Below are 22,547 nucleotides of genomic sequence, written 5' to 3'. Positions count from 1 at the left end.
GGAGATGAGTACCCGATTAGTGTGGAAAGTGGTTTCTTACAGGTGTTAATCGGTAGCCCAATCAGAAAGAAACCGGTATGTATCCTTTTATGCCGGTTTCTTTTGGGTGGCTATGAAGAGGTCATCCACTGGTTTCTGATATTAAAGTTCGTCGCGGGGATTTTTATTGTCACCCCAATCTTCATCAAGTTCGAAATCCTTAATCACAGCCTCAATATCAAGATTGTCTTCAGGATCAGCCTTGGCTGCCAAGGTGTCATCAGGCGCTAAAGTCCCTGTGGTGGCCGGTGTGGAGGAAGCAGCTGGAGTTGCTTCAGGCTCTGGCAGGGGAGTTGCCTCCACGGTGTCAGAAGCAACCGTTACACCCGCAGTGACCACCAGCGTCGCACTGGTTGGTGATGTTGTAGTGGTCGGCATTATTGGTACTTCAGCGGTTGTGGTTGTAGTTGTGGCTGCAGGAGTTACCAGTGCAGATTCAGTATTTTTCCATGTATCGTCTTTTTCGAGGTCGTCCATTTCAGCAGCTTGATCAGGCTCTTTCACCGAACTGGTCTCTGTGGGCTCAGAAAGCAGCTCTGCATCGGGAGTCATATACCACTCCTCATTACCATCAAGCTGATCGCCCACGGCTCCGGGCAGAAAGCTTGATTGAGAGGAGGGGCTATCGTGGGCAGAAAGTTGCTTATCATCGCGCTTTTGCCCTTCGAAGAAGGTACCCAGAGTGTAAGAGTAGGGCACACTCTCTGAATGGGAGAATGACCATTTGGGCACATTTTCTTTGAAGTATTTCTCCCAGCCATGCTCAAAGAGTTTTATGGTGCGATCACGGCGTTCGCGGAACTGCAGATAATTTTCATGTCTTGTCCAGCCAAGCATCATGTTGCCCGTTTTAACACGATTTGCATACTCCCCGTCGCTTTCACCGGAGCGTTGAGGTGTGGCAATGGCCGTACGTCTCACATATTCATGATCCGATTCGCCCACGCCTCGCCAGCGATTAATTTTGTCAAGACTTCGGCCCAGGGGGCCACCGAGCCACTGAGTGAGTATTTTATTGTCGTTCATAAAGAAGTCGAAAGTGAGGCTCGACGCCAGGGCAAATCCAAATGTTTGAGCATAGGTAAAACCGGAGATCAGCCCATGGGCGTAGGCTCCAACAGTAGCTACCGGACCTAGCATGAGGCCGGCGGTGGCAGAGGCCAGACTTTTCACTTTTTGTGGTGTCACCCGGCGCAGCAGCGGTACCTGAACCCCTTGCGCGGAACCCATGGATTTCACTATTTCGGGCACCAGACGGGAAATACTGCGATACATATGGGGGTTGGCATTGTGCTGCCGGGCAAACAGCATGGAGCCGGTTTTCAGCAGAATGACGGAGGAAGCAGCTTTACCCAATGGCATGGCCAGCCCGCCCACTTCGGAGACTTGCTCAATTTGATTATGGTAGGCGTATTGGCCGGCTCGTTGAGAATCAACACCATAGCGTTCCAGCCAGTGCTCGAAAGGTGTGATCATTCTGTGTGCGTAATCACCCCTGTTGGTCAGGTCCAGCAGATAGAGGAATGACATGTTTGAGAGTGACAGCCTGGCAGCCTGGCAGGCGGTATGGGCCACCAGTAGTGGTTTGTAGCTTGAGAAGTACCAGGTGACAGCCTGTACCAGGAAGGCTGAAGGTCTGACCCAGTACTCATTGAGCTGTTGCTCAACCGCTGCAGCATGAGCCTGCATCAATGTGCTGTTGATAATCTTGATCAGGTCGGATTCAGGCAGGCCAGCAATGTGGGCATAAGGTGTCAGGGTATCCTGAACATTAGCCAGAAATGCCGCCGTCTTGCGGCCGTTTTCAAAGGCAATATCGTCAAGAACGTAATTGGCGATGACCGCAGCTGCGTAGTCTTTCATGCCGGCAACAGACTCTTTCATACCGGCTGGGCCAGAGCCGGTGACGGCCACAGGAGTAAAGGCACTGCGCATAAGTTCCTCAGCCCCCTTGTCGGACAGCATCTGAACAACCTTCCTGAACTCAGGCACCTTGACGCCCTGGTTGTAGCCAAGGAAGTGTTCAAACTCATCCACTGTCTGATAACCGTCGACACCTCTGACGGCCTTTATGTAGTTCTCAAGTTCAACCTTGCTGATCAGACCTTCACGCAGCAGTGTTATGATCTTGTTACCACTGGCAGAATGGATCTCGAAGTATTCCGAGAAGCTTTTCAGGTGCCCTGATTCATGTTCGACGAAGTAAATGGCTGTTTCACCCATGCCGTTAATGATTTCGTCGTAATATTTAGCACCTCTTCCTATCTCATTCCTGGCTCGGTGCGCCAGAATCTGGACTTGTTCAATGAGGGTCTGGGGCTGATCTCTCTCAGGCTCGAAAGGAGGAGGGGGGGAGGGGAAGTCTGCCTTGAGGCTTCTGAAAACTTCCAGCATCCGACCGGCCTGATCAAACGTCAGATCTTGTCCGGCCATTGCCTGTAAGCGAATGGGCGCAAACTCATCGTCAAAATCGAAGGTCGCAAGGCAAGGTATTGCCTTTCTGCTCTTTTCTGAAGAGGCTGCCAGACCTATTGCGGCTTCCAGAGCTTGTTTCCAGAGAGAGTGCTGCTGCGTGAAATCGTAAATATCAGCCAGAACTTTTACCTGTCTCGGTGTGTACTGGAAGGGGCCGCCGTCGTTTTCGGCGGTTTGCTCTGCAGTCTTCAGGTTCTCCTTCATTCTCTCAATGTCTGCTTTTCTGGTTTCTATCTCACCTTCCAGGCGGCCCTGTTCCTGAATCAGTCGCTCGATCCTGCCGCCAGTGCCATCTTCCCCGCCCAGTTGCAGCTGTTTTTTTCTCAGGGCACTGATCCGCTGTTCACTGGTCTCAGAAGAGTCTGGTTTAAGACCCACAGCTTCTTCAATGGCCTCAAGAGCCGTTTTGTGATGTTCCGCCAGAGCGATTTCTGCTTTTGATAAAGCATCACTTTTCTGCTTCAGGGCCAGATCCAGCAGCTCTATCTCGTTCTCAATCGCCTCTTTTTTTCGATCCATATCCTCTTGGACAGCTAGCCCGCGAGCCACTGCCGATACATCGTTCTCGACCAAACATCTCAGGGAATCCCGTTTCTCAATATCAGTAGAGTCTGGTTCAGGACCTGTGGCTTTCTCAGTGGCTGCAATAGCCTCTTTTCTTCGATCCAGGTTCTCTTGCACAGCAAGCCGACGAACCACTTCCGATTCATCGTTGGCGATCAAACATCTCAGGGCATCCCGTTTCTCGATATCGGTAGAGTCTGGTTCAGGACCTGTGGCTTTCTCAGTGGCTGCAATAGCCTCTTTTCTTCGATCCAGGTTCTCTTGCACAGCAAGCCGACGAGCCACTACCGATGCATCGTTGGCGATCAAACATCTCAGGGAATCCCGTTTCTCAATATCAGTAGAGTCTGATTCAGAGCCTGTGGCTTTCTCAGTGGCTTCAATATTCGCTTTATGAGCCTCCGGAACTTTCGATGCTTCTGATTCAGCGTCACTTTTCTGCTCCGGGGTTTGCTTCAGGTCGGTCTGCTCAGGGTCTGTACTCTGCGATTCAAATTCGTTCTCATGTTCGGTTTTAACTTTTTGTTCGATGCCTCCGGCTTTGTTAATCTCCTCTTTTTTACGATCCAGATTCTCTTGTGCAAGCGCCTTTTGATGCCGTGCAGATTCTATGTCCATGCCTTTTCTGTCGTGTACACTCAGGAATTCCGTGACCTGAGTGTATTTTTTTCTGGTTAAAGGCAGTTCACCTAATGTCTCATCGACTTCATTGATTTCGTCCCGGCCATGAATTTTTGCGAAGGCTGTAATGGCAAAATAATCAGCTTGTTTCGGTAATCGGAGGTGATCTTTTATCTGGATGTTCAGGTTTTTTGTGGCAGCCTCCAGTTTATCAATGATTTCATCTCGTCTCTCTGCACCGTCTCTCTGCATAAAGCGGTTGATGTCGTCTACTCGTTCTTCAGGGGTTTGTTCGTCACCTGCAGGCAGACCCAGTTCGGTCTGTATTTTTTCCATTGCCTGATTGAGAGCGCTGTTATCTTCATCCGAGATAGGTTCAATGCCATCGCGATTTACCAGCACTAATTGTTTGCGACGAAGATCATTCAGCTTGCGATGAGCACCTGCCAGCTCAGTGTTAGCTCTTTCTATGACTTGCCTGGCTGTGGCGACATCACGTTCAAGAACGAATCGGGGTTTAGGTCCAAGGCGGCCCAATTGCCTGTCAAGCTCATCTTCAATGGCTGCGACACGCTCTTCAACTTCAGGCTGGCCTGCATTCATCGCTTCTTGATCCAGTTGCTGGGTCAGTTGCTGGAGTTTGCCGTTAATCAGCTCGATCTGGTCGTGGATAGCGGCATCATCTTTATACTCCTTAACGTTGAGTTGATGAGCCAAATTATTGTTCCAGATTCTTTTGGCAGCATCATTCCAATAGCTTTTGTGTAATTCATCCATCATTTTGCGAAGTACGGCACCCAGAGCATACATCCGGTCAGACAGGCTGAGATCCTTTTCAAACTCTAACTTCATATCACTGGCCAGCTTGTCAGTGAAAGCCTCGTGTCTTTTATTGGCAGCAGGGTTTTTCTGAGGGTTGATACCCAGCTTTTTCTCAATAGCAGTAAGATAGTTAAGCTGGTGTTCTCTGGCTCGCAGATCGGATTCTTCGACTCGAGAGGTCAGATGCTCACGAAGCCTGTCGAGCCGTATATCTCCTTTCTCCGGATCCACCAGCGTTATGTCGTCCGTGAGGATCTTAACCATCTCGTCCAGCTGGTATTCTGATATATCATCGCCGTTAAACTTTGAACGAACTGTTTCAAGTCTTGCTTCTTTGCCAGCATATTTGTCGATTTCGAGGTGGAATATTTCTTCCAGTGCTTCCAGTATGTTCAGAGCCTCTTCCTCTGACCTTTTTTCGGCTTCCGTGATGTATGTCTTTATGTCATCAGAAATAGCCTCGCGCCGGAGATAAACGTCTTCTTCTCCACCGGGGAGAGTCATCTCCATGGCATTTTCCACGGCACTCAGTTTCTCAATTACTTCAGGCTTGGCTTTGGGATGGCCCGGAGTTCTGACGTCTTCCAGTTCTTGTTCCAGTTCTGCAAGTCTGGAGAGCTTCTCATGGACGGTTGACTCCAGAGTGACGGGGTCTTCCTCATTCAGCTTAATACCAAGAACCGCTTCTAAAGCGCCTTTTCTGGCCTCGGTGTAAGAATTCTCTGCATCCTGTCGATCAGCCTCAACTTTATGATGCAGCCGTTCCGGATGGTCTTCCAGTGCCGAAAGTCTTTGAATCAGGTACTGTTTTGAATTCTCCATCATCTTGATTTTTTTAAGCAGGCTTTCTTGCTGTTCATCAATATCTGCATCGCTATCAAAATTCTGAATGTTCAGATGTGCGGCAATGGTTGCATAGCGAGGTTTGATTTCAGCGACTACTTTCGAATCTTTTCTGATGTTCTGCTGCAGAAAGCGTTCTCGATCTATCTGAGCTGCCTGCTGTTTCAGGTGCAGCTGAACAGTCTGGAAACGGGCTTCCAGATTTTTATCGTCAACCGGGAAAAGGCCGAGCTGTATTTCAATGTCTGTCAGCCTGTTTTTTACGACATCATCGGTTACTTCTATCTGCAGTTGCTTGAAGTATTGGGCGGCCTTGTGAATGGAATCAAAGCGGCTAATCAGATCGTTTTCATTGTCTGGAGTCAGTTTGAGCCCTTTTTCAATCTCCGCCATTTTTACTTTTAAAGCTTCAGCCCGCTGTTGTTCTGTTGCGGCAGCTGAACTCTCGATTTCGTTAATTTTCTCTCTGATGAGTCTGGCTTGCTCTTCTGATGGCGTGCTATCAATACCAAGCTCTTCTGCCAGCTGGATGTTATATTTGTCTATGTGTGCTGTTAATGTTATGTGATAGTCTTTTCTCTTATTCAGAGTTTGATCGACTTCCTTCCGAAGATCTGTCAACTGTTTTTTCTGTATTTCCAGCCCCTGCTGATGCTCAAGATGTTTCTGAATGGCCTGGTGACGGGCCTTCAGGTCATCTTTGTTAATCGGCATCAGCCCGAGTTGATCTTCTATAACAGCCAGCGCTTCTTCTTCGGCGAGTTCTGCCCGTTGCTCCATATACTCTTGAATAAACGCAAAGCGGGAACCCAGATCGCTTTCATCGTCCGGAGTAATTCCTAACACGCTTTCAATCGCCGCCAGTTTTGCCTCTGGAGCTTCTTCATAAGACTCTCCTGTTGCAGCGAATGTTGCGGCCACCGCCAGGTTCATTTTATGAATTTTTTTTATAATGAGTCTGATTTGTTCTTCGGATGGCTGGGTATTATCCCAGTTGTCAATACCCAGTTCTGCTGCCAGTTGAGTGTTGTAATTTTTTATGGCCTCTTCTCTGGCATGACTAACTTGTTGTTCCAGCTCTGGAATTCGTTTGACTTCCTGCTTAAGTTGATCTGAATGCTCTTGCAGCTGTTCAATCACTTCACGATTCTCTGCAAGCTGACTCTCAACTTTTTGCTTGAGTTGAACTGCATAGAGTTTTTCTTCCTCACTGATAGCGGCTTTCTCCGACAGGAGTTTCAGCTCGTTTGTAATCTGAGCCAGCTTACCCTCTAAGGCCATATGCTTTGTCAGCTTCATTTCCATCTGAACCATTTGGTTGGCGATGTCGCTCAAGACTCTGGAAGCAAACTCTTCGTTGTGAGCTAAAGCATCGAGCATTAATGAGTCGGCGGTGAGTAGATTACTCAAAATACCCTTAGCAAAACTCTTAATGATTAGATGGTGTCTTAGTGCGGGTTTGAAACTGAAGTGTCTGGCGAGTTGAATCTGCATCCAGGTTGGCGTGATGACAGACGAAGCAACTCTGACCTGTTCCATTGAGAATTCAAATTCATCTGCTGGAGCTGCTGCAGCAGCACTGGCCAATGCCTGCTGGAGATATTCGTAGTGTGAAAGCGCACGAAACGCCTGCAGATCTTCCTCTGTATACGTCACCGGTTGATCTTTGTCAGCTCCGGTAGAGTGCGTCGCTACAAGCTCCTCCAGCAGTGCCATCTGCCTGCATCGAATGGCGAACTGGTAGCTTCCGACCTTATGTTTATTGACCACTGTTGCTGGAGCGGGTTTGTTTGCCTCTGTTTCTACCCAGAGTTTATGGAGGTTTTCTACAAAAGCGACATCTTGCGGATTCAGCCTCTGGCCATGGAAAACAATCACTCCCTCCGAAGCTTCTGATACTTCCAGCTTCGGATAGCCCGCAGGCACAGGATAAACCTCTGTGTCATCTTCGGCCTTTACAACGTAGCCGACGGGTTTGCTGTGTGCCAGGAGTTCATTAAGAGCCTGCTGTTGTAAATCCTCTTCCAGAACATGAACCTGAATATAGGCAGAGGCGGCGGCTGCCAGGAGAGCATCGTCATTGACAAAGAGCGATTGCCCCAGACGATCCAGTTCAGGGGGCTGAACGCCCGAAGCGACAAGACGCATGAAGGTGCGCCCATTGACCTCAACTTTTTCTACTTCTATGGTGGCAAGGGCAACATAGTGATCACTTGAGCCGAGGTTTCCTGCTCTGTCGTTGGCGGCGTCCAGCACATCAGCCAGTTGTATGGGGGTGGCGATTTTTGTTGACGGTTCCAGTGATTTGATGCCATGCGATTGCCATCCTTTACGAATAACCTCAATTGAATCCTGATCGGTCATTCCGCCTCTGACTTCAATGAGCAGTTCGTTTTCTTCAAGGTTATGGGTGATCCTGAATACGCCCTCATTACCCGCCTTCAGGACTTTGGTGTATTTCCTGGCAACATTATTCTCGTCTGTCTCAAACTGATCAACACTGGAAACTGTGCAACGAGTATTATAAAAAATTTCTGAAAAGCTTATAGAAGGATAGAGAAGGTCCTCATTTACTGCAGGCTCATAAGGGTAGGTGGTTGTAATGGATTTGGGTATTGGCTGTTGGTCATCACCTGAAGTTGGCTGAACCCTGACCACACTCTGAGTGAACTCCACATGTCCATTGCCCAGAATATCGGCAGATTTTGTCTGCAGCTTGCGATCGGCCAGTGCCTGTGTGCCAGTGATGGAAGAGCAGATTGCAAAGGTCACAGCAAGGCTTAGTGCATTGGGGTGAGTATTTGTCATTCTAATACCTCAGAGCGGAGTACTTCTGATACTGCGAAAAGTGATTTCCATACCAGCCAAGGATGCAGATTCCGGTCAGTAGCTCATGGCTGTTAATCGCGTATGGCTGTTAATCGCTCATGGCTGTCAATCGCTCATGGCTGTCCCGGTAAGCGGTTGAGAGAATTTGTAAGTACCCAAAACTTTTAGCAGTTAAATGGAGAGCTGCAAGTTCAAGTGTCTAAATATCCAAATTCTGGCCAATGAGCAGGTAAAGATATGAGACCTGTTTCAGCTGTTTCAGAAGATCATTATTGGGAAGGTCTGATGGGAGCCAGTCACGGTTTGTTGTGTTCTCTGAGCAACGAACTGCGAAACAGGAACCTGTCAGGTGACTAACAGTAATCCCCGTCGTCTGGTGGGTGTCAAAAGGGAAAGTGTCAAAAGGGAAAGTGGGCTGAGGCGGTAGCCTCAGCCTAACTGGTGAGCCACTCAGAATCAGGCTGCGGCTGCGGTACTAATGTACTGACTCCTTAACTCTTCGATCTTCTGCAGATAGCCGTTGTATTCAGGGGAACCGTCGTGTGAATAGTTCAGGTTCTTGAGCAGGCCGGTCAGCTTGACGAAGTAGTCACGGGCAACTTCTTTATCCTTGAAGGCGTACTGCTGACTGATCAGGCTCACAACCAGCTCGAAGCAGGCCTGCTGGCGACTCAGTGGGCAACTGCTGTCGACGTCATCAAAGGCGTCCTGCTGGAGGTAAACCATATCCAGGAAGAAAGACTTCTGGAAAGTAACGTAATCTTCCAGAGTAATACCTTCTTCACCGGTCACCTGCATCATCTGGTTAATGCTGTCACCTTTGACAAGCAGAGCCTGCATTGCCTTGACGGTATCGACCCAGTCAGGGGACAGGTTTTTGCTGTACCAATCGGACAACTGATCAAGATAACGGGACCAGGAGATCAGTGGATCTATGGCAGGGTAGAAACGCTTGTAGGCGCGGTCGTAAGACAGCCCCAGAAAAGTTTTGACCGTACTCAGAGTGGCCTGGGTGACAGGCTCCTCGAAGTTACCACCGGCAGGAGATACGGAGCCTACCAGAGTCAGGGAACCTTCGTTTCCTTCTTCGTTACGAATCACACCACAACGCTCGTATACACCTTTAATGGCGGAGTCCATGTAAGCAGGGAAGCCTTCTTCACCCGGAATTTCTTCCAGACGGTTGGAGGTCTCACGCATGGCCTGGGCCCAGCGGGAAGTTGAGTCTGCCAGAGCGAGGACGTTGTATCCCATCTGACGATAGTACTCACCCAGTGTCAGACCCGTGTAGATAGAAGCCTCACGGGCAGCTACCGGCATGGATGAGGTATTACAGATGATGACGGTGCGGTCGATGAGAGAGCCGCCTGTTGTTGGATCTTGCAGGTGCGGGAATTCTTCAATGGTTTCCACCACCTCACCGGCACGTTCACCACAGGCTGTTACAATGACGATGTCGGCATCGCAGTAACGGGAGAAAGAGTGCTGGAGTACCGTTTTTCCGGAACCGAATGGACCGGGGATACAACCGGTGCCACCACGGGCAATGGGGAAGAAAGTGTCCACGATTCTCTGGGTGGTGACCAGGGGAGTATCAGGATACTGACGTTCAGTTTTACCTTTTCTGGACAGGGTTTCAGAAATGGAGTGACGCACTGGCCACTTTTGAACCATGGTCAGGGCAACCTCGTCTCCCATCTGATTGCGCACTTTGGCAACAACGGTATCAACGCTGAAGGAGCCTTCCTGAATCCAGATCACTTCCACTTCACCTTCGGTGTTGAAAGGAATCATGATTTTGTGGGTAAAGCGACCTTCCGGGACCGTACCAAAGGTTTCACCCGCGTGAAGTTTGTCGCCAATCTTGGCCACAGCTGTGAATGCCCATGTCTGACTGCGATCAAGCGCATCAATCTGAACACCACGCTGCAAGAACTTGCCGTGCAGAGACGCCAGTCTTTCCAGAGGGTTCTGCAGACCATCGTAGATCATGGAAAGAATGCCGGGACCCAGTTCCAGTGAGAGCAGCTGCCCCGTTTGGATGATAGCATCACCTACCGCGACACCCCGGGTGTCTTCGTAAACCTGAATATCTGCGATATCACCGCGAACCCTCAGGACTTCCGCCATCAGTTGCTCTTCAACCTGTTCATTGGAACGACGGCCGGGCATCACATAAACGACTTCGTTTTTGGTCAGTGGCTTACTGCCCAGACTCTTGATGGTGATGATATCACCCATTACGGCAACGACTTGGGCAGAGGCTCCGTGGGCCAGTGCCTGCTGTTCCGGTTCTGTGTTTGTCTGTTCACTCATTGGCGTTTTCCAAAAGCTGTTTACTGCTTGCCATGACGATAGAGTCCTCAGGCATCAGAGGGATGCTGTATCTTTTCATGGCTGCTTATATCAGGCTGTCCCCCAGGTACTGGTTCCAGATAGTGGGTGGACAAATTCGCCCAGCGCCAGGTCGGTCAATTCGTTAAAACGTTCCACTGCCTGGTCACCGTCGTAGGCTGTCCAGCGGGCGACCAGGTTCCAGCGCAGAAGATAGATCACAACCGCTTCAAAGTCGAAGCTGTGTTGTCTGCCAGCGTCGTCCAGTCGGCGCCACACGGCTTCCAGCAGGGTTTTCTCCAGTGTCAGATAGTCCTGCTTGTTCAGGCAATCAATAGCCTGTGGAATCCATGGGAAGGCATGCTGAAGGCCCAGTGTCGGGTTGCTCCAGTTGCGACGAATGTAAGCATAGCGGGTACCGAAGCTCCACTGGGGATCGCCCGGTGCCTGCTTGCCCTGCATTTTACGACGCAGTGCTGCCATGACCGTTCTCATGTCCAGCCGCCAGTTGATCAGATCACGCAGAGTCTGGCTGGGAAGTTCTCCATGCAGACGGGCAGCCAGCTTGATCAGGGCTGCCTCGTCTACATCTTCACCCAGGTGGCTCCAGTGCATAAGCTGCTCGACCTTGATCAGGGTATCCTTGTCTTCCTGATTCAACATGGAGAGGCGTCGATCCAGTTGCAGACGGGAGATCGGAGTGATCTTGCTGTCAAACAGTGAATCGATGTGAGGCAGCGAAGTCACCAGGGTGTAATAGGCGTTTTCTGCCATTTCATGCTCCCAAAAAGTCCGGCGTTTTCAGTCTTGACTGTCAACTTCCGACTCTTAACTCATTATTTGACGATACCTTCCAGCAGCGCCCGGAAACGAGGCTGAAGGTGCCTCAGTAAGACAGCAGTGACGGTTTGGTCACTCAGTTCTACTTCGATCTCCTTGTCCTGAAGACGGAATTTGATACCGCTCTGACTGGTCTTGCCTACCGAGAAAGTCACCCCCTCCTGAAGCATTTCAGCAGCCTGACCAGTGACGAAGTCCAACAGAGGACCTTTTTTAACCAGGTCCGGGTTTTTGCGCAGCTCATCAAGACCAATGACCTTGCGAGGCAGGACCACTTCCAGGTTTTTCTCGCCATGCAGGTTATTTTCGCCCGCCACTTCAAGAATCATCTGCTTGAGCACTTCTTCTTTCTCGAGGGAGCCGCTGACCAGGGCGCTGATCTGTCCGGAGAATTTTTCCAACAGGTAATCTTTCAGCTCCAGAACGGCATTACGCTCCGCGAGTTGCAGGGCTTCCTGACCGGATTGGGTGATAAAGTCCGCCTCTTCACGGGCTTTGCTGACAATCATGTCGGCTTTCGCCTGAGCTTCCCGGACCAGCTCGGCGGCATGGCTCTGGGCCTCGCTGACAATCCGGTCAGCCCGCTCACGACCGTCCTGTACGCCCTGATTGCGCAGTTTTTCGATCAGCTCCTGGACGCCAACAGAGACGTTCTGGCCGCCAGGATTCATTGCTGCTGTCATAATTTATTCCTCTGGTTAACAGTCCACCGTCTATTGTTCACAGTCTTCTGATCAGGCCGTGATCTGCTGACCCAGCACCAGAGCAAATACGAATGCGAATACCGAAAAGCCCTCAACAATTGCAGCAGGCGCAATGGAAAGGCCAAAGACTTCCGGTTTGTTCTTGGAGGCATTGATACAAGCGGCAACTGCCTGACCCTGGTAGATAGCAGAGTACATCAGGGCAATACCGGTCAGCAGACCAATACCCAGCAGGCCCGGGGCGCTGTTATCGGAAACACCGATACCGCTGAGGGTGAACATGATTACAATGCCGTATATAACCTGTGATGAAGGCATTGCCGACAGGCCGATAAATTTACCGTAGCCACTTTCAACATCCAGCATGGCACCACAGGCCGCCTGACCAGCGACTGAACAGCCAATGGCTGAACCCACTGCCCCCAGTGCAACCGGTGCAAATACGCCTATCCAGCCCAGGGCCAAGATCAGATTTTCCATGTTTAATCCTCTTGTTTTCTAAAAGATTTGAATGGGTAGCCCTCGTCGGACAGTCCCCAGTTAACGAATTCAATCACGTTGAGACGCATGCCATGTACGACACCGCTCATGATGCAAAGGGAAAAGTTGAGTATGTGTCCCAGCAGCAGAATCAGGCCGCTGAACAGCACGCCAATGACCGGACTGGAATCCAGGGCGTCCATAGCCAGGGTGTTGAAGGTCATTGCCAGGGAGGCACCGGAAAGACCCAGGGCAAACAGACGCATGTAACTCAGCACGTCACCGAAAGCGGAGGTGATGTTATAAATACCTTTCAGGCCGTCCAGACCTCTCAGGCAAAGACTGCCGATGGAGCGAACCGGACGGGTGCTGGTAAACAGGAACACCAGTAAAGCACCTGTGATCAGCCCGGCAGGTCCAACCTTGTCGGCAAAAACAGTCGGCAGAGTACCAGTCGTGCCCAGCCACATTGACAAACCCGAGGCCATAATAATTGCCCAGCCAACCGGGGCGAGCGCATGACTGCTACCCCGGTTGACCACTGCCGTCATGATGTTGGCAATGATCAAATGTGTCACACCGACAAAGACCGACAGTTTCATCATGGCACTGTAGTTGTTCAGGTTGATGACGGCCAGATGACCGAGAATCCCCCCCGATTCTGGTGCCACACCAAAGTAACTGCCAATCAGAACACCCCAGACAACGCCGGCCGCTGACATGAAGTAAGCCAGATTCATGAGGCGTGAACCGGCCTCGGTTTTTTTCAGGTTCTTGCGGAACATGAACACGATGCCACCAAACAGCAGGCTGTACATGGCGTCACTCATGATCATGGCGAAGAACAGTGAAAACGAGTAAAAGACCAGATTGCCCGGGTCCCAGGTACGATAGTTGGGTGTCTGGAAGAAGCCCAATGCATCTGAGCCACCGCCAATGCTGTCGGATTTTGCCAGCAGGGTAGGCGGATTGTCTTCTTCAGAGGGCTCCTCGAAGATCGCCGCAACGCCGTTTTCTAGACAAAAAGCCTCCACCGCTTTTTTCTCCGATACCGCTACCCAGCCCTGAACCAGGAAGAAAGTTCCCTCATCCTGAGTGCCACTGCTGGCTTCTTCCAGGGCAGCCTGGTCCAATCTGGCTGCCACCGTCTGACCCAGCAGATAGTGCCAGCGGGTCAGAGCTTCACGCTCTGCCAGCAGTTCTTCCAGCAGATGCTCAGACTCTTCCAGTTCCGTTTCAAGTCTGGAAAGAGGCACCATACCTACATGGGAGCGTGGTACTGGCAGCAGGTCTTCTGCCGGTTCACTGGTAGAGATGACAATCACATAGGCCTGGCGATGGTCCCTGTGAATTTCCTCCCAGGGCAGGTCATCTTCCTTCAGGACTTCGGAGAGAGCCTCCATTTCACCCAAAGGAACGACATAAAACCAGAAGCGCTGGCCATTCAGGTCGGACAGGCTGGGCAAGCTGAACTCTCCCCACTGACGAACTTCACGGATTCGCTCAACCAGTTTGTCACGGGCATCGGACACTTCCCGAACAGAGGTCTTGTTGTCCAGAACCTCGGCAACGACCTGATCAATGCAGACATGGTTTTTGTCTTTGAGCTGTCGACGTGTTCGTGGTGAGCGCTCCAGCCAGGCTATAGCTTCACTGGCCTGTGCCGGTTGCATGCGCAGGCTCTGATCCACGTTGTTATCGGACAGTGGAATCAGGTGCATGCATCCCAGAGTCTGGAGTCCCTGAAGAATCCGGCTTTTGTCTTCTCCGGGCCCGTATAGGGTAATTTTATTCAGCCGTTTAATGGCCATTGACGTCTGCCTCCAGTGATTCCAGTTCACGGGCTCTGGCCAACCTGGCTTCCTGAGCCAGCACTTTACCCTTGGAGAGCTTGGCGTTCATGACGTTGGCACGATCCTGGTCAGACAGGTAGATCTGGATTTTCTGGATACTCTTGCGGGTTTGCGGAATCAGTACCTTGGAAAACAGATTTACCCTTTGGGATGTTGTCCGGGTGGCCTTGTCCAGCTCTTTATGACGCAGCTCGCGCACCTGGTACTCAATGCGCAGACGCACCATCTGCTGAAGCAGTTCAACCAGAAAGTCGACCCAGACCGGCTTGGCCAGGTCACTGTAGGCTTTCAGGCTAATGGCGATGTTCTCTACCCTGGGTACTGCTGTACCCACGATATTCTCATCGATCAATGTGACTCTGGTTACCTTGACCAATCCTTCCAGAGGCACGTCTTCCCGGGCCAGCATCGGGAGCTGTTCCCTGACCAGACGCTCAACGTCCGCCAGATGAGACCGGGTTTCTGCCAGCGCCTCTTCAGCCTTTTTCCGTTCAACCATCAACTGTTGGCGCTTCAATTCCAGTGCCGGCAGATAACGGTTGTAGGTTTTGAGGCTGCGTTTTTCTTTGTTCAGCGAGCTTTTATTGAGGGCTACCTTGGCCATGGTTTAAGCCTCTGTCGCAGCTGTTTCCGAGCCAGACTTTTCAGTGGCCCCGGCGGATTCTCTGGCTTCGTCAAGACCAGGCCAGTACTTGTCCAGCAGGCTCTGTTTGAGCAGGGTTTCTTCGGGTTCAAAACATTCAGCCAGTGTCTGCCAGCAAAGATCCAGGGCTTCTTCCAGACCCATCCGGGCTTCAAGAACCATGAAGCGACTTTTGAATTTTTCACCGAAGGCGATCGCTTTCAGGTCGTAGCTGGACAATTCAAAGGCCATGGCCTGTTTCTGCTGGGCATTCACAGAGTCGGAGTAGAAACGGATCATGGTGTTCATGATGTGAGCATGGTCGTCGCGGGTTTCTTTGCCCTGAATCATCTGTTTCAAACGGGACAGAGAACCGAATGGATCAATGACGCCATTGTGCAGGTAGAACTGACCTTCGGTGATGTAACCGGTGTTATCCGGCACCGGGTGAGTGACATCGTTGCCCGGCATGGTGGTTACCGCGAGGATGGTGACAGAGCCTGCACCCTTGTAATCACAGGCTTTTTCATAACGCTTGGCCAGCTGGGAGTAGAGGTCACCCATGTAACCCCGGTTAGCCGGGATCTTGTCCATTGCTACGCCGATCTCTTTCATGGCGTCAGCGTAGGAGGTCATATCGGTTAGCAGAACCAGAACCTTCTTGCTTTCGTTCACGGCAAAGTGCTCTGCCACTGCCAGCGCCATATCAGGCGTCAGAAGACGTTCAACGGTCGGATCAGAGGCCTGGTTGGTAAACATGACGGTTCGGGAAGATACACCGGCTTCTTCAAAGGTTGTACGGAAGAAGTGGTAATCGTCGAAGATCAGGCCCATGCCAGCAAACACGACCACGTCAGCTTCAGCCTGAATAGCAATACGGGCGAGGAACCGGTTGTAAGGTTCACCGGCCACCGAGAAAATGGGGATCTTCTGTGATTCAACCAGAGTGTTGAATACGTCAATCATTGGAACATTGGTTCGTACCATTCTTGACGCCAGTACACGACGGACTGGGTTTACCGACGGGCCGTCAATTTCAACCTTGGGGTCTTGCTCCAGAGCCGGACCACCATCAATAGGTTCACCGGCACCGTTAAAAATGCGGCCCAGGATGTTGGGAGAATAGGTGGCCTTCATAGGCTCGCCCAGGAAGCAGACGGAGGCATCAGTAGAGAGACCCTTGGTGCCGGCAAATACCTGCAGGGAAACTTCTTCGTGATCAATCTTGATGATCTGGGCCAGGGAATAAACCTGTCCGTTTTGTTCGATCATCGCCAGATCGCCATAGCTGGCCCGGGCATTGCCTGCCGTCAGGTTAGGCACTTGAACGCGAATCAAGTCACCAACAATGCTGAGAATGTTGGTGTATCGCAATAGACTCTGGGGCATTTCTGCTCCTCTATACGGCTTGGGAACTGAAAAATCGGGACGATTGACCGGAAAGCCGGAACTTAATCACCATGTGCCTCTCTTAACCTAAAAAAAGAAACTCATGGTCATGGCGGTTCAGGTCAGGATCAAAGGGCCTCTGGTTAATCATAAGTTATCTGTCGCCTATAAACTTGAGGGGCTGGCGATCAGATACTACCGGGCTGCAGAAGGTTTTGGAGTGATAGCTCCGCAGTTTCTGCAGCAGCCGGGTTGCATTGCAAAATTTACTCAATAGTAGACAATTCCGGACGTTTCAGTCTCGAGACTTTGTCAGGTTCACTCTTGGCACAATAAATATCTCTCTTCGATTACCGTCGTTTTGCTCTGACCGGTCAGGCTCCTAGGAGCCTGACCGAGAATAGACTGCCCTACTGCGGCGGCAGCAAATTGGTCTGAAAATCCGCTTTTGTTCGTCAAATAGCTCGCTATTCTCCTTACAAAACCGAATTTTCATCCTCAATTTTCTGCCGTCCTCGCTACGGGCGCTATTCTCGGTCAGGCTCCCAGTGTAGCCACCATAACGGCCTTGATGGTGTGCATACGGTTTTCTGCCTGATCAAAAACGATGGAGTGTTCAGACTCAAAAACATCTTCCGTTACTTCCAGGCCCGACATGCCGTATTTACTGGCAATCTCAAGGCCAATAGTCGTTTCATCGTTATGAAAAGCAGGCAGGCAATGCAGGAATCGGGCGTCAGGATTGCCCGTTTTTTCAAGCATAGAGGCATTCACCTGATAGGGCGTCATCAGACGTACACGCTCATCCCAGGCCGCTACCGGTTCACCCATGGAGACCCAGACATCGGTATAGATAAAGTCACATTCATGCACCGCTTCTTCTACGGACTGTGTGACGGTGATTCTGGCTCCTGATTTTTCTGCTAATGACTGGCAGCGTTCGAGCAGTTCCTGGGCAGGGGTATAACCTTCTGGTGCGGCAATTCTGAAGTCAACGCCCATTTTGGCACAACCTACCAGAAGTGAGTTCGCCACATTATTCCGGCCATCGCCTGCATAACAAAGCTTAAGTTTGTTCAGGGGGCGCCCTTTGCCATGTTCCAGCATGGTCAGAAAATCTGCCAGAATCTGAGTCGGGTGCCAGTCATCGGTCAGGCCATTCCAAACCGGGACGCCTGAGTATTCTGCCAGTTCTTCAACATGCTGCTGGGAGTGGCCACGAAACTCAATGCCGTCGTACATTCTTCCCAGAACCCTGGCAGTGTCTTTCACAGATTCTTTACTGCCCATCTGTGAGCCACCGGAAATGTAAGTCACATTGGCACCCTGATCAAAGCTGGCTACTTCAAAGGCACAGCGGGTTCGGGTGGACGCTTTTTCAAAAATCAATGCGATGTTGCGACCCTCAAGAAAACGGGGCTCGTTACCGCTTTTTTTGGCCTGCTTCAGCTGCGCTGACAGATCGAGCAGCGAAGCAATATCCTCTTTAGTGAAATCAAGCAGTTTCAGGAAATGGTGGTTGGGCAGTCTGAAATCCATCGTTTTACTCTTGCTTTTTGGTAGGCGCATGGTTACATGCTAAATGCACTGGTCGTATCTTCCGGTGGCACTCCAGACGTAAAGGTACACGATTCCGGGAGGCAATAGAGTATATGCGCAAAAACCGGATGACACTACGTAGAATTACTATTAATGTTGCTGCTCAAAGTAGATAAGGCTCTCGTAATCAGTAAGTACTTACGTTATGTTTTTCATCTAAAGGATTAAAACCCAAGAGCTTCTATTTCTTCACGAGCAATATTGCGCACCACAAAATGCAAACTACCGCTATGTGCTAAAGAGTAGGAGGTCGTTATTTCCGCGAAGGAGGCTGTCGCAAAGGCGGGAATCATTCAGCTCGAGTTAACAAGCTTGCAGTCATACCTGCTGGCGAGTAAACACTCACTCTTTTATATCAAGGTTCGTTACGAAATTGTCCCCTTCAGAGATCGTGTCGTCACCAGAATATACGCAACTAAACCCTCAGTTCTTCAGGCTTTTTTCAGTCTTGGTTACTCTTTGGAAGCTCGTACCTTGTCAAGGGCATCAAATTCGATGCATCGCCAGTATCCGTTTTTTTCTGTCGGTACACGGAAGGGGTCGACAGATCGTGCTCTTGAGAACCATTTATTCCATTCTTGATCACTGGCCCCCATCATCCTGAGACAATGGGCTTTTTGCGAATAAGCTCCAGCATTTGGAGGGTAATTTTTTATGACGGATTCCACAAACTCAAGCGCCTTGTTAAGGTTATCTTTTCCTGCCGCCGCGCCATCTTTGCTTATCTGCTTACAAGCCAGAGCATAATAGTGGATCGAGGTCGCCAGCAATGTGTTGGCACTTTTCGGATACCCGGCAATCATTTCCATAAACCCTACTTGCCCAATGAATAATTTAAACAGTGCCGATTCACATTCATCCGAACGATATCTTGTATAGCAATGCTGAAGCAGTCTTATAGCCGGTTCCGTTTTGCCAGCCGTTTGCCAGAGTCGCGCCAGAGCCAGGTCAATGTCATGATGCCCGGAAGGTTGCCACAGGCTCTCTTCACTATTATCGGGGTGTTTGCCAGTCATGTTCAGCAGCAGTCTTTCAGCCAGTTCATATTTGCCAAGCGACTGCCAGAGTCGCACCAGAGCCAGGTCAATTTCATAATGCCCAAAGGGCTTGCAAAGGACTTCTTCACCGGCATCAGGGTGCTTGCCAGTCATGTTCAGCAGCAGCCTTTCAGCCCACGCAAATTTGCTTCTTCCCTGCCAGTGTCGTACCAGAGTCAGGTCAATTTCGTGGTGCCCGCAGGGCAGGCACAGAGACAGCTCACTGGCATTGGGGTGCTTGCCGCTCATATTCAGCAGCAGTCTTTCAGCCAGTTCATGCTTCTCCATTACCTGCCAGTGTCGCACCAGAGTCAGGTCAGTGTCATAATTCCCACAGAGCTTGCAGAGGGCCTCGACACTGGCATCAGGATGCTTGCCACTCATGTTCAGCAGGAGTCTTTCAGTCATTTTATATTTGCCCATCAGCTGCCAGTGCCGCGCCAGACAGAGGTTGACATCATGATAAGCACAGGGCTTACACAGGGCATCCTCGGTGTCATCGGGGCGTTTGTTGCTCATGTTTAACAGCAGCTTTTCAGTCAATTGATGTTTGCCCATTATCTGCCAGTGTCGCGACAGGCAAAGGTTAATGTCATGGTGCTCACAGGGAGTACAAAGGATTTCCTCAGAGGCATTGAGGGGCTTGCCACTCATTTGCAGCAGCAGACTTTCAGCCGGTTTATGCTCACCCTTACACTGCCAGAGTCTTACCAGAGAAATATTGACGGTATGAAGGTATTTACTTAGTTTCTTTATGGTGCGAGGAAACGTCGATAACCGCAGCTTTTCAGTCAGCTCTGACTTTAAGTTCTGAAGTAGCGGTTCAACCAGCTCATATTTGTACAACAGCTGCCACTGCCTGGTCAGGCAAATATCAACTTCGTAATTGCGGGAAGGTTTGCACAGCGTCTGCACATTAGCATTGGGCTTTTTGTTACTGAGAGCTAAAAGTCGTGCTTCAGCGTGGAGGTTTCTTCCAAGTAGCTGTTCACAGCGGCTCAGGGTTAGATCAAGGTTATGAATGGTTGACGCCCCGTACTCAGTGAAGGTTCCGGTCAATCTGAGTTCTTCCAGAAGATAACAGGCCTCTTTCAGCTTTTCGTAGGTTTGTTCTTTCAACGATCTTGCAAGCCCTATGACTGAGCTTTGGTAGTGGAATTCACCCAGTACGGCCCTGCCATTTTGTATGATCCTTCGGAACATTCTTTCAACATTGATAAAATTTTTTTCTTTTATTAGTTCATCGAAAGCGCTATCGATCTGTTTTTGAATAGCTTCAGGACAACGGGCATTCGCCCTTGTTTGAAACTCCCGGGGAAAGCGCGATTGGAATACAGTTGTTTGCCGGTTCCTGATATTGGAGGGTCTGTTCCAATGTTCCCAGGCACACTGAGCAGGTTGATTAAACACTAAAGCTTTCGGGTCTATGGCAGATGGACGCTTTGTTGCATTATGGTCAGAACCTGAGGCACGATGCTGTAAAGGTTGCGATATTGTTCCGGTCGCAGCGCTGATTGTTGGTGGTAATCCGTAATTCATAGCAATCTAATCTCTCTGGCTATGCCTCTGAATCTGATGGGCATAAAGGTTCATGTTTATTTGCTTGCTCTGTGGGGCTTAACATTTTCTGAAGAGCAGCAGATTCGCAGCTTCGCCAGGACGAATTTTTATTCTTATATGTCCGGCTGGAGTCAAGTAAGTTGGCTTTATTGAAACTGGCTCGCCATACCTCCTCACTGGCGCCCATCATTCTGAGACAGTGGGCTTTTTGTGAATGAGCGCTTGCATTCAGGGGGTACTTCTCCAAAGTTGATTCCACATATTGAAGAGCTTTATTGAGATTATCCTTTCCTGATTTCAGGTCATCATTGATGATCTGTTCACAAGCCAGATTGAAATGATGGATCGAGGTAACCAGCAATGTGTTGGCACTTTCAGGATAATGGCTAATCATCTCCATAAATCCTGTTTGCCCGGCGTACAGACATAACAGAGATAATTGAAATTCATCCGAATGATAAAATTTGCTGCAACGCCAGAGCAGTCTTTCAGCCAGTTCATTTTTGCCCGTCACCTGCCAGATGCATGCCAGGGCCAGGTCAATGTCATGTTGCCCAGAGGGCTTGCACAGGATGTCTTCACTGTCATGGGGGTCCCTGCCACTGATGTTCAGCAGCAGCTTTTCAGTCAGTGTATGTTTGCCTATTACCTCCCAGTGTCTTGCCAGAGCGAGGTCAGTGTTATGATGCGCACAAGGTTTGCATAGGTTTTCTTCACTGTCATCGGGATGCTTGTTGCTCATGTTCAGCAGCAACTTTCCGGTCATTTCATGTTTGTCCATCTCTTGCCAGAGTATTGCCAGAGCCAAATTAATCTCATGCTGTGGACAGGGCTTACACAGGCTTTCTTCGCTGCCATCAGGGTGCTTGCCACTCATGTTCAGCAGCAGTCTTTCAGTGCGTTCAGATTTGCCCATCATCTGCCAGACGCGCGCCAGAGCCAGGTCAATGTCACGATGCTCAGAGGGGCTGCACAGTACCTCCTCACTGGCATTGGGATGTTTAACAATCATGCTAAGCAGCAGGTTTTCAGCCCATTCATATTTACCCGTCAATTGCCAGTTTCGAGCCAGAGCCAGGTTTACGGTATGGAGATAGCTGTGCCGTTTTTGTGAAGTGACAGCGGACCGGTTTGAATGCAGCTCTGTAAACAGTGCTTTTCCCATGTTCATCAGAAGTGCTTCAGTCAGCGTGTTTTTTTTCATCAACTGCCACAGTCGGGCATTAGTAATATCTGCGTCAAAATTGCCAGAAGGCGTGCACAGTGCCTGAACATCGGCATCGGACTTCAGGTTCCTCAGCGCTATAAGTCGTGTTTCAGCTTCAAGGTATTTTCCCAGTACCTGTTCACATCGGCTCAGGGTCAGATCAAGGTGATGGATGGTCGAAGCCCTGAACTCGGTAAACGATCCAGTCAACCTGAGTTTTTCCAGAAGAGAGCAGGCTTCCAGCTGTTTTTTTCGGGTTTGCTCTTTTAGCGACCTTGCAAGCCCTATGGTAGCGTTCTGGTAGTCAAATGTACTTAGTATCTGCTGGTTTTCGTTTAAAATGTTCCGGAATGCTGTTTCTGCATCGATGAATTTTCGTTTTGTCAGTTCTTTGAATGCATCATTGATTCTGCCTTTAATATCCGCAGAGTCTTTTGGCTCCGTCCATTGCGAAAGTGTCTGGGGTAAAAGCGTTTGGCATGCCGCTGCCTGTCGGTCTTTAATGTCTGAAAGTTTGACCGAATGCTCATGAACACGCTGAGCATGCGGAATAAATACTGAAGCTTCAGGGTTTAAGGTGTATTTGCTTTTTGTTGTCGAACGGGTTGTTGTCGAACAGGTTGTTGTCGAACTGGCGGCAGCAGCCGAACCAACGGCAGCGCTCGAATGGGCTGCGTTGCTCCTGACTGGCGGTAATCCGTAACTCATAGCAATCAAACTCTGCTGAAA

11 protein-coding genes are annotated in these 22,547 nt (G+C 50.1%); all 11 read right to left on the bottom strand.

Annotation, left to right across the window (positions count from 1 at the left end):
* Window positions 1-141 precede the first annotated feature (141 nt).
* A complete protein-coding gene (locus ACOJUN_RS25335; protein WP_422134605.1) occupies window positions 142-8,172 on the bottom strand; it encodes a hypothetical protein in 8,031 nt (2,676 codons plus the stop codon).
* 477 nt (window positions 8,173-8,649) lie between these two features.
* Window positions 8,650-10,509: a V-type ATP synthase subunit A gene (locus ACOJUN_RS25330; protein WP_422134604.1), complete on the bottom strand. Its 1,860-nt coding sequence runs from the start codon at window positions 10,507-10,509 to the stop codon at window positions 8,650-8,652.
* 90 nt (window positions 10,510-10,599) lie between these two features.
* A complete protein-coding gene (locus ACOJUN_RS25325; RefSeq protein WP_422134603.1) occupies window positions 10,600-11,301 on the bottom strand; it encodes a DUF2764 family protein in 702 nt (233 codons plus the stop codon).
* Window positions 11,302-11,363: 62 nt separating this feature from the next.
* Complete coding sequence (locus tag ACOJUN_RS25320) at window positions 11,364-12,050, bottom strand: ATPase (RefSeq protein ID WP_422134602.1); 687 nt, start codon at window positions 12,048-12,050, stop codon at window positions 11,364-11,366.
* Between the two features lie 51 nt (window positions 12,051-12,101).
* A complete protein-coding gene (locus ACOJUN_RS25315; RefSeq protein WP_317145793.1) occupies window positions 12,102-12,551 on the bottom strand; it encodes an ATP synthase subunit C in 450 nt (149 codons plus the stop codon).
* A 2-nt stretch (window positions 12,552-12,553) separates the two neighbouring features.
* Window positions 12,554-14,362 carry a V-type ATP synthase subunit I gene (locus ACOJUN_RS25310; RefSeq protein ID WP_422134601.1) on the bottom strand — a complete coding sequence of 603 codons (1,809 nt, stop codon included), beginning with the start codon at window positions 14,360-14,362 and terminating at the stop codon, window positions 12,554-12,556.
* The gene (locus ACOJUN_RS25305) at window positions 14,352-15,008 is read right to left on the bottom strand and encodes a V-type ATP synthase subunit D (protein ID WP_422134600.1); all 657 of its coding nucleotides are present in this window, start codon (window positions 15,006-15,008) and stop codon (window positions 14,352-14,354) included. Before ACOJUN_RS25305 ends, ACOJUN_RS25310 begins: the two co-directional genes overlap by 11 nt.
* Before the next feature lie 3 nt (window positions 15,009-15,011).
* On the bottom strand, window positions 15,012-16,415 hold the full coding sequence (locus ACOJUN_RS25300) for a V-type ATP synthase subunit B (RefSeq protein ID WP_422134599.1): 1,404 nt from the start codon (window positions 16,413-16,415) through the stop codon (window positions 15,012-15,014).
* Between the two features lie 537 nt (window positions 16,416-16,952).
* On the bottom strand, window positions 16,953-17,954 hold the full coding sequence (argF, locus tag ACOJUN_RS25295; protein WP_422134598.1) for an ornithine carbamoyltransferase: 1,002 nt from the start codon (window positions 17,952-17,954) through the stop codon (window positions 16,953-16,955).
* A gap of 512 nt (window positions 17,955-18,466) precedes the next feature.
* Window positions 18,467-20,590, bottom strand: coding sequence for a hypothetical protein (locus ACOJUN_RS25290; protein ID WP_422134597.1), 2,124 nt, complete (start codon window positions 20,588-20,590; stop codon window positions 18,467-18,469).
* 19 nt (window positions 20,591-20,609) lie between these two features.
* Window positions 20,610-22,526 (bottom strand): hypothetical protein, encoded by a 1,917-nt coding sequence (locus tag ACOJUN_RS25285; RefSeq protein WP_422134596.1) that lies wholly within the window; start codon window positions 22,524-22,526, stop codon window positions 20,610-20,612.
* Between the last annotated feature and the right edge of the window lie 21 nt (window positions 22,527-22,547).

It is taken from the genome of Endozoicomonas sp. ALD040, assembly GCF_049275945.1.
Classification (GTDB): Bacteria; Pseudomonadota; Gammaproteobacteria; order Pseudomonadales; family Endozoicomonadaceae; genus Endozoicomonas_A.
The sequence above is the reverse complement of the archived record's forward strand: the minus strand, read 5'-3'. Positions and strand labels throughout refer to the sequence as shown.

Excerpts from the sequence above, each read along its gene's own strand:
- ACOJUN_RS25330 (WP_422134604.1), bottom strand. The coding sequence starts at position 10,509 with ATGAGTGAACAGACAAACACAGAACCGGAACAGCAGGCACTGGCCCAC.
- ACOJUN_RS25310 (WP_422134601.1), bottom strand. The coding sequence starts at position 14,362 with ATGGCCATTAAACGGCTGAATAAAATTACCCTATACGGGCCCGGAGAA.
- ACOJUN_RS25290 (WP_422134597.1), bottom strand. The coding sequence starts at position 20,590 with ATGAATTACGGATTACCACCAACAATCAGCGCTGCGACCGGAACAATA.
- ACOJUN_RS25300 (WP_422134599.1), bottom strand. The coding sequence starts at position 16,415 with ATGCCCCAGAGTCTATTGCGATACACCAACATTCTCAGCATTGTTGGT.
- ACOJUN_RS25305 (WP_422134600.1), bottom strand. The coding sequence starts at position 15,008 with ATGGCCAAGGTAGCCCTCAATAAAAGCTCGCTGAACAAAGAAAAACGC.
- ACOJUN_RS25325 (WP_422134603.1), bottom strand. The coding sequence starts at position 11,301 with ATGGCAGAAAACGCCTATTACACCCTGGTGACTTCGCTGCCTCACATC.
- ACOJUN_RS25315 (WP_317145793.1), bottom strand. The coding sequence starts at position 12,551 with ATGGAAAATCTGATCTTGGCCCTGGGCTGGATAGGCGTATTTGCACCG.
- argF (WP_422134598.1), bottom strand. The coding sequence starts at position 17,954 with ATGGATTTCAGACTGCCCAACCACCATTTCCTGAAACTGCTTGATTTC.
- ACOJUN_RS25320 (WP_422134602.1), bottom strand. The coding sequence starts at position 12,050 with ATGACAGCAGCAATGAATCCTGGCGGCCAGAACGTCTCTGTTGGCGTC.
- ACOJUN_RS25335 (WP_422134605.1), bottom strand. The coding sequence starts at position 8,172 with ATGACAAATACTCACCCCAATGCACTAAGCCTTGCTGTGACCTTTGCA.
- ACOJUN_RS25285 (WP_422134596.1), bottom strand. The coding sequence starts at position 22,526 with ATGAGTTACGGATTACCGCCAGTCAGGAGCAACGCAGCCCATTCGAGC.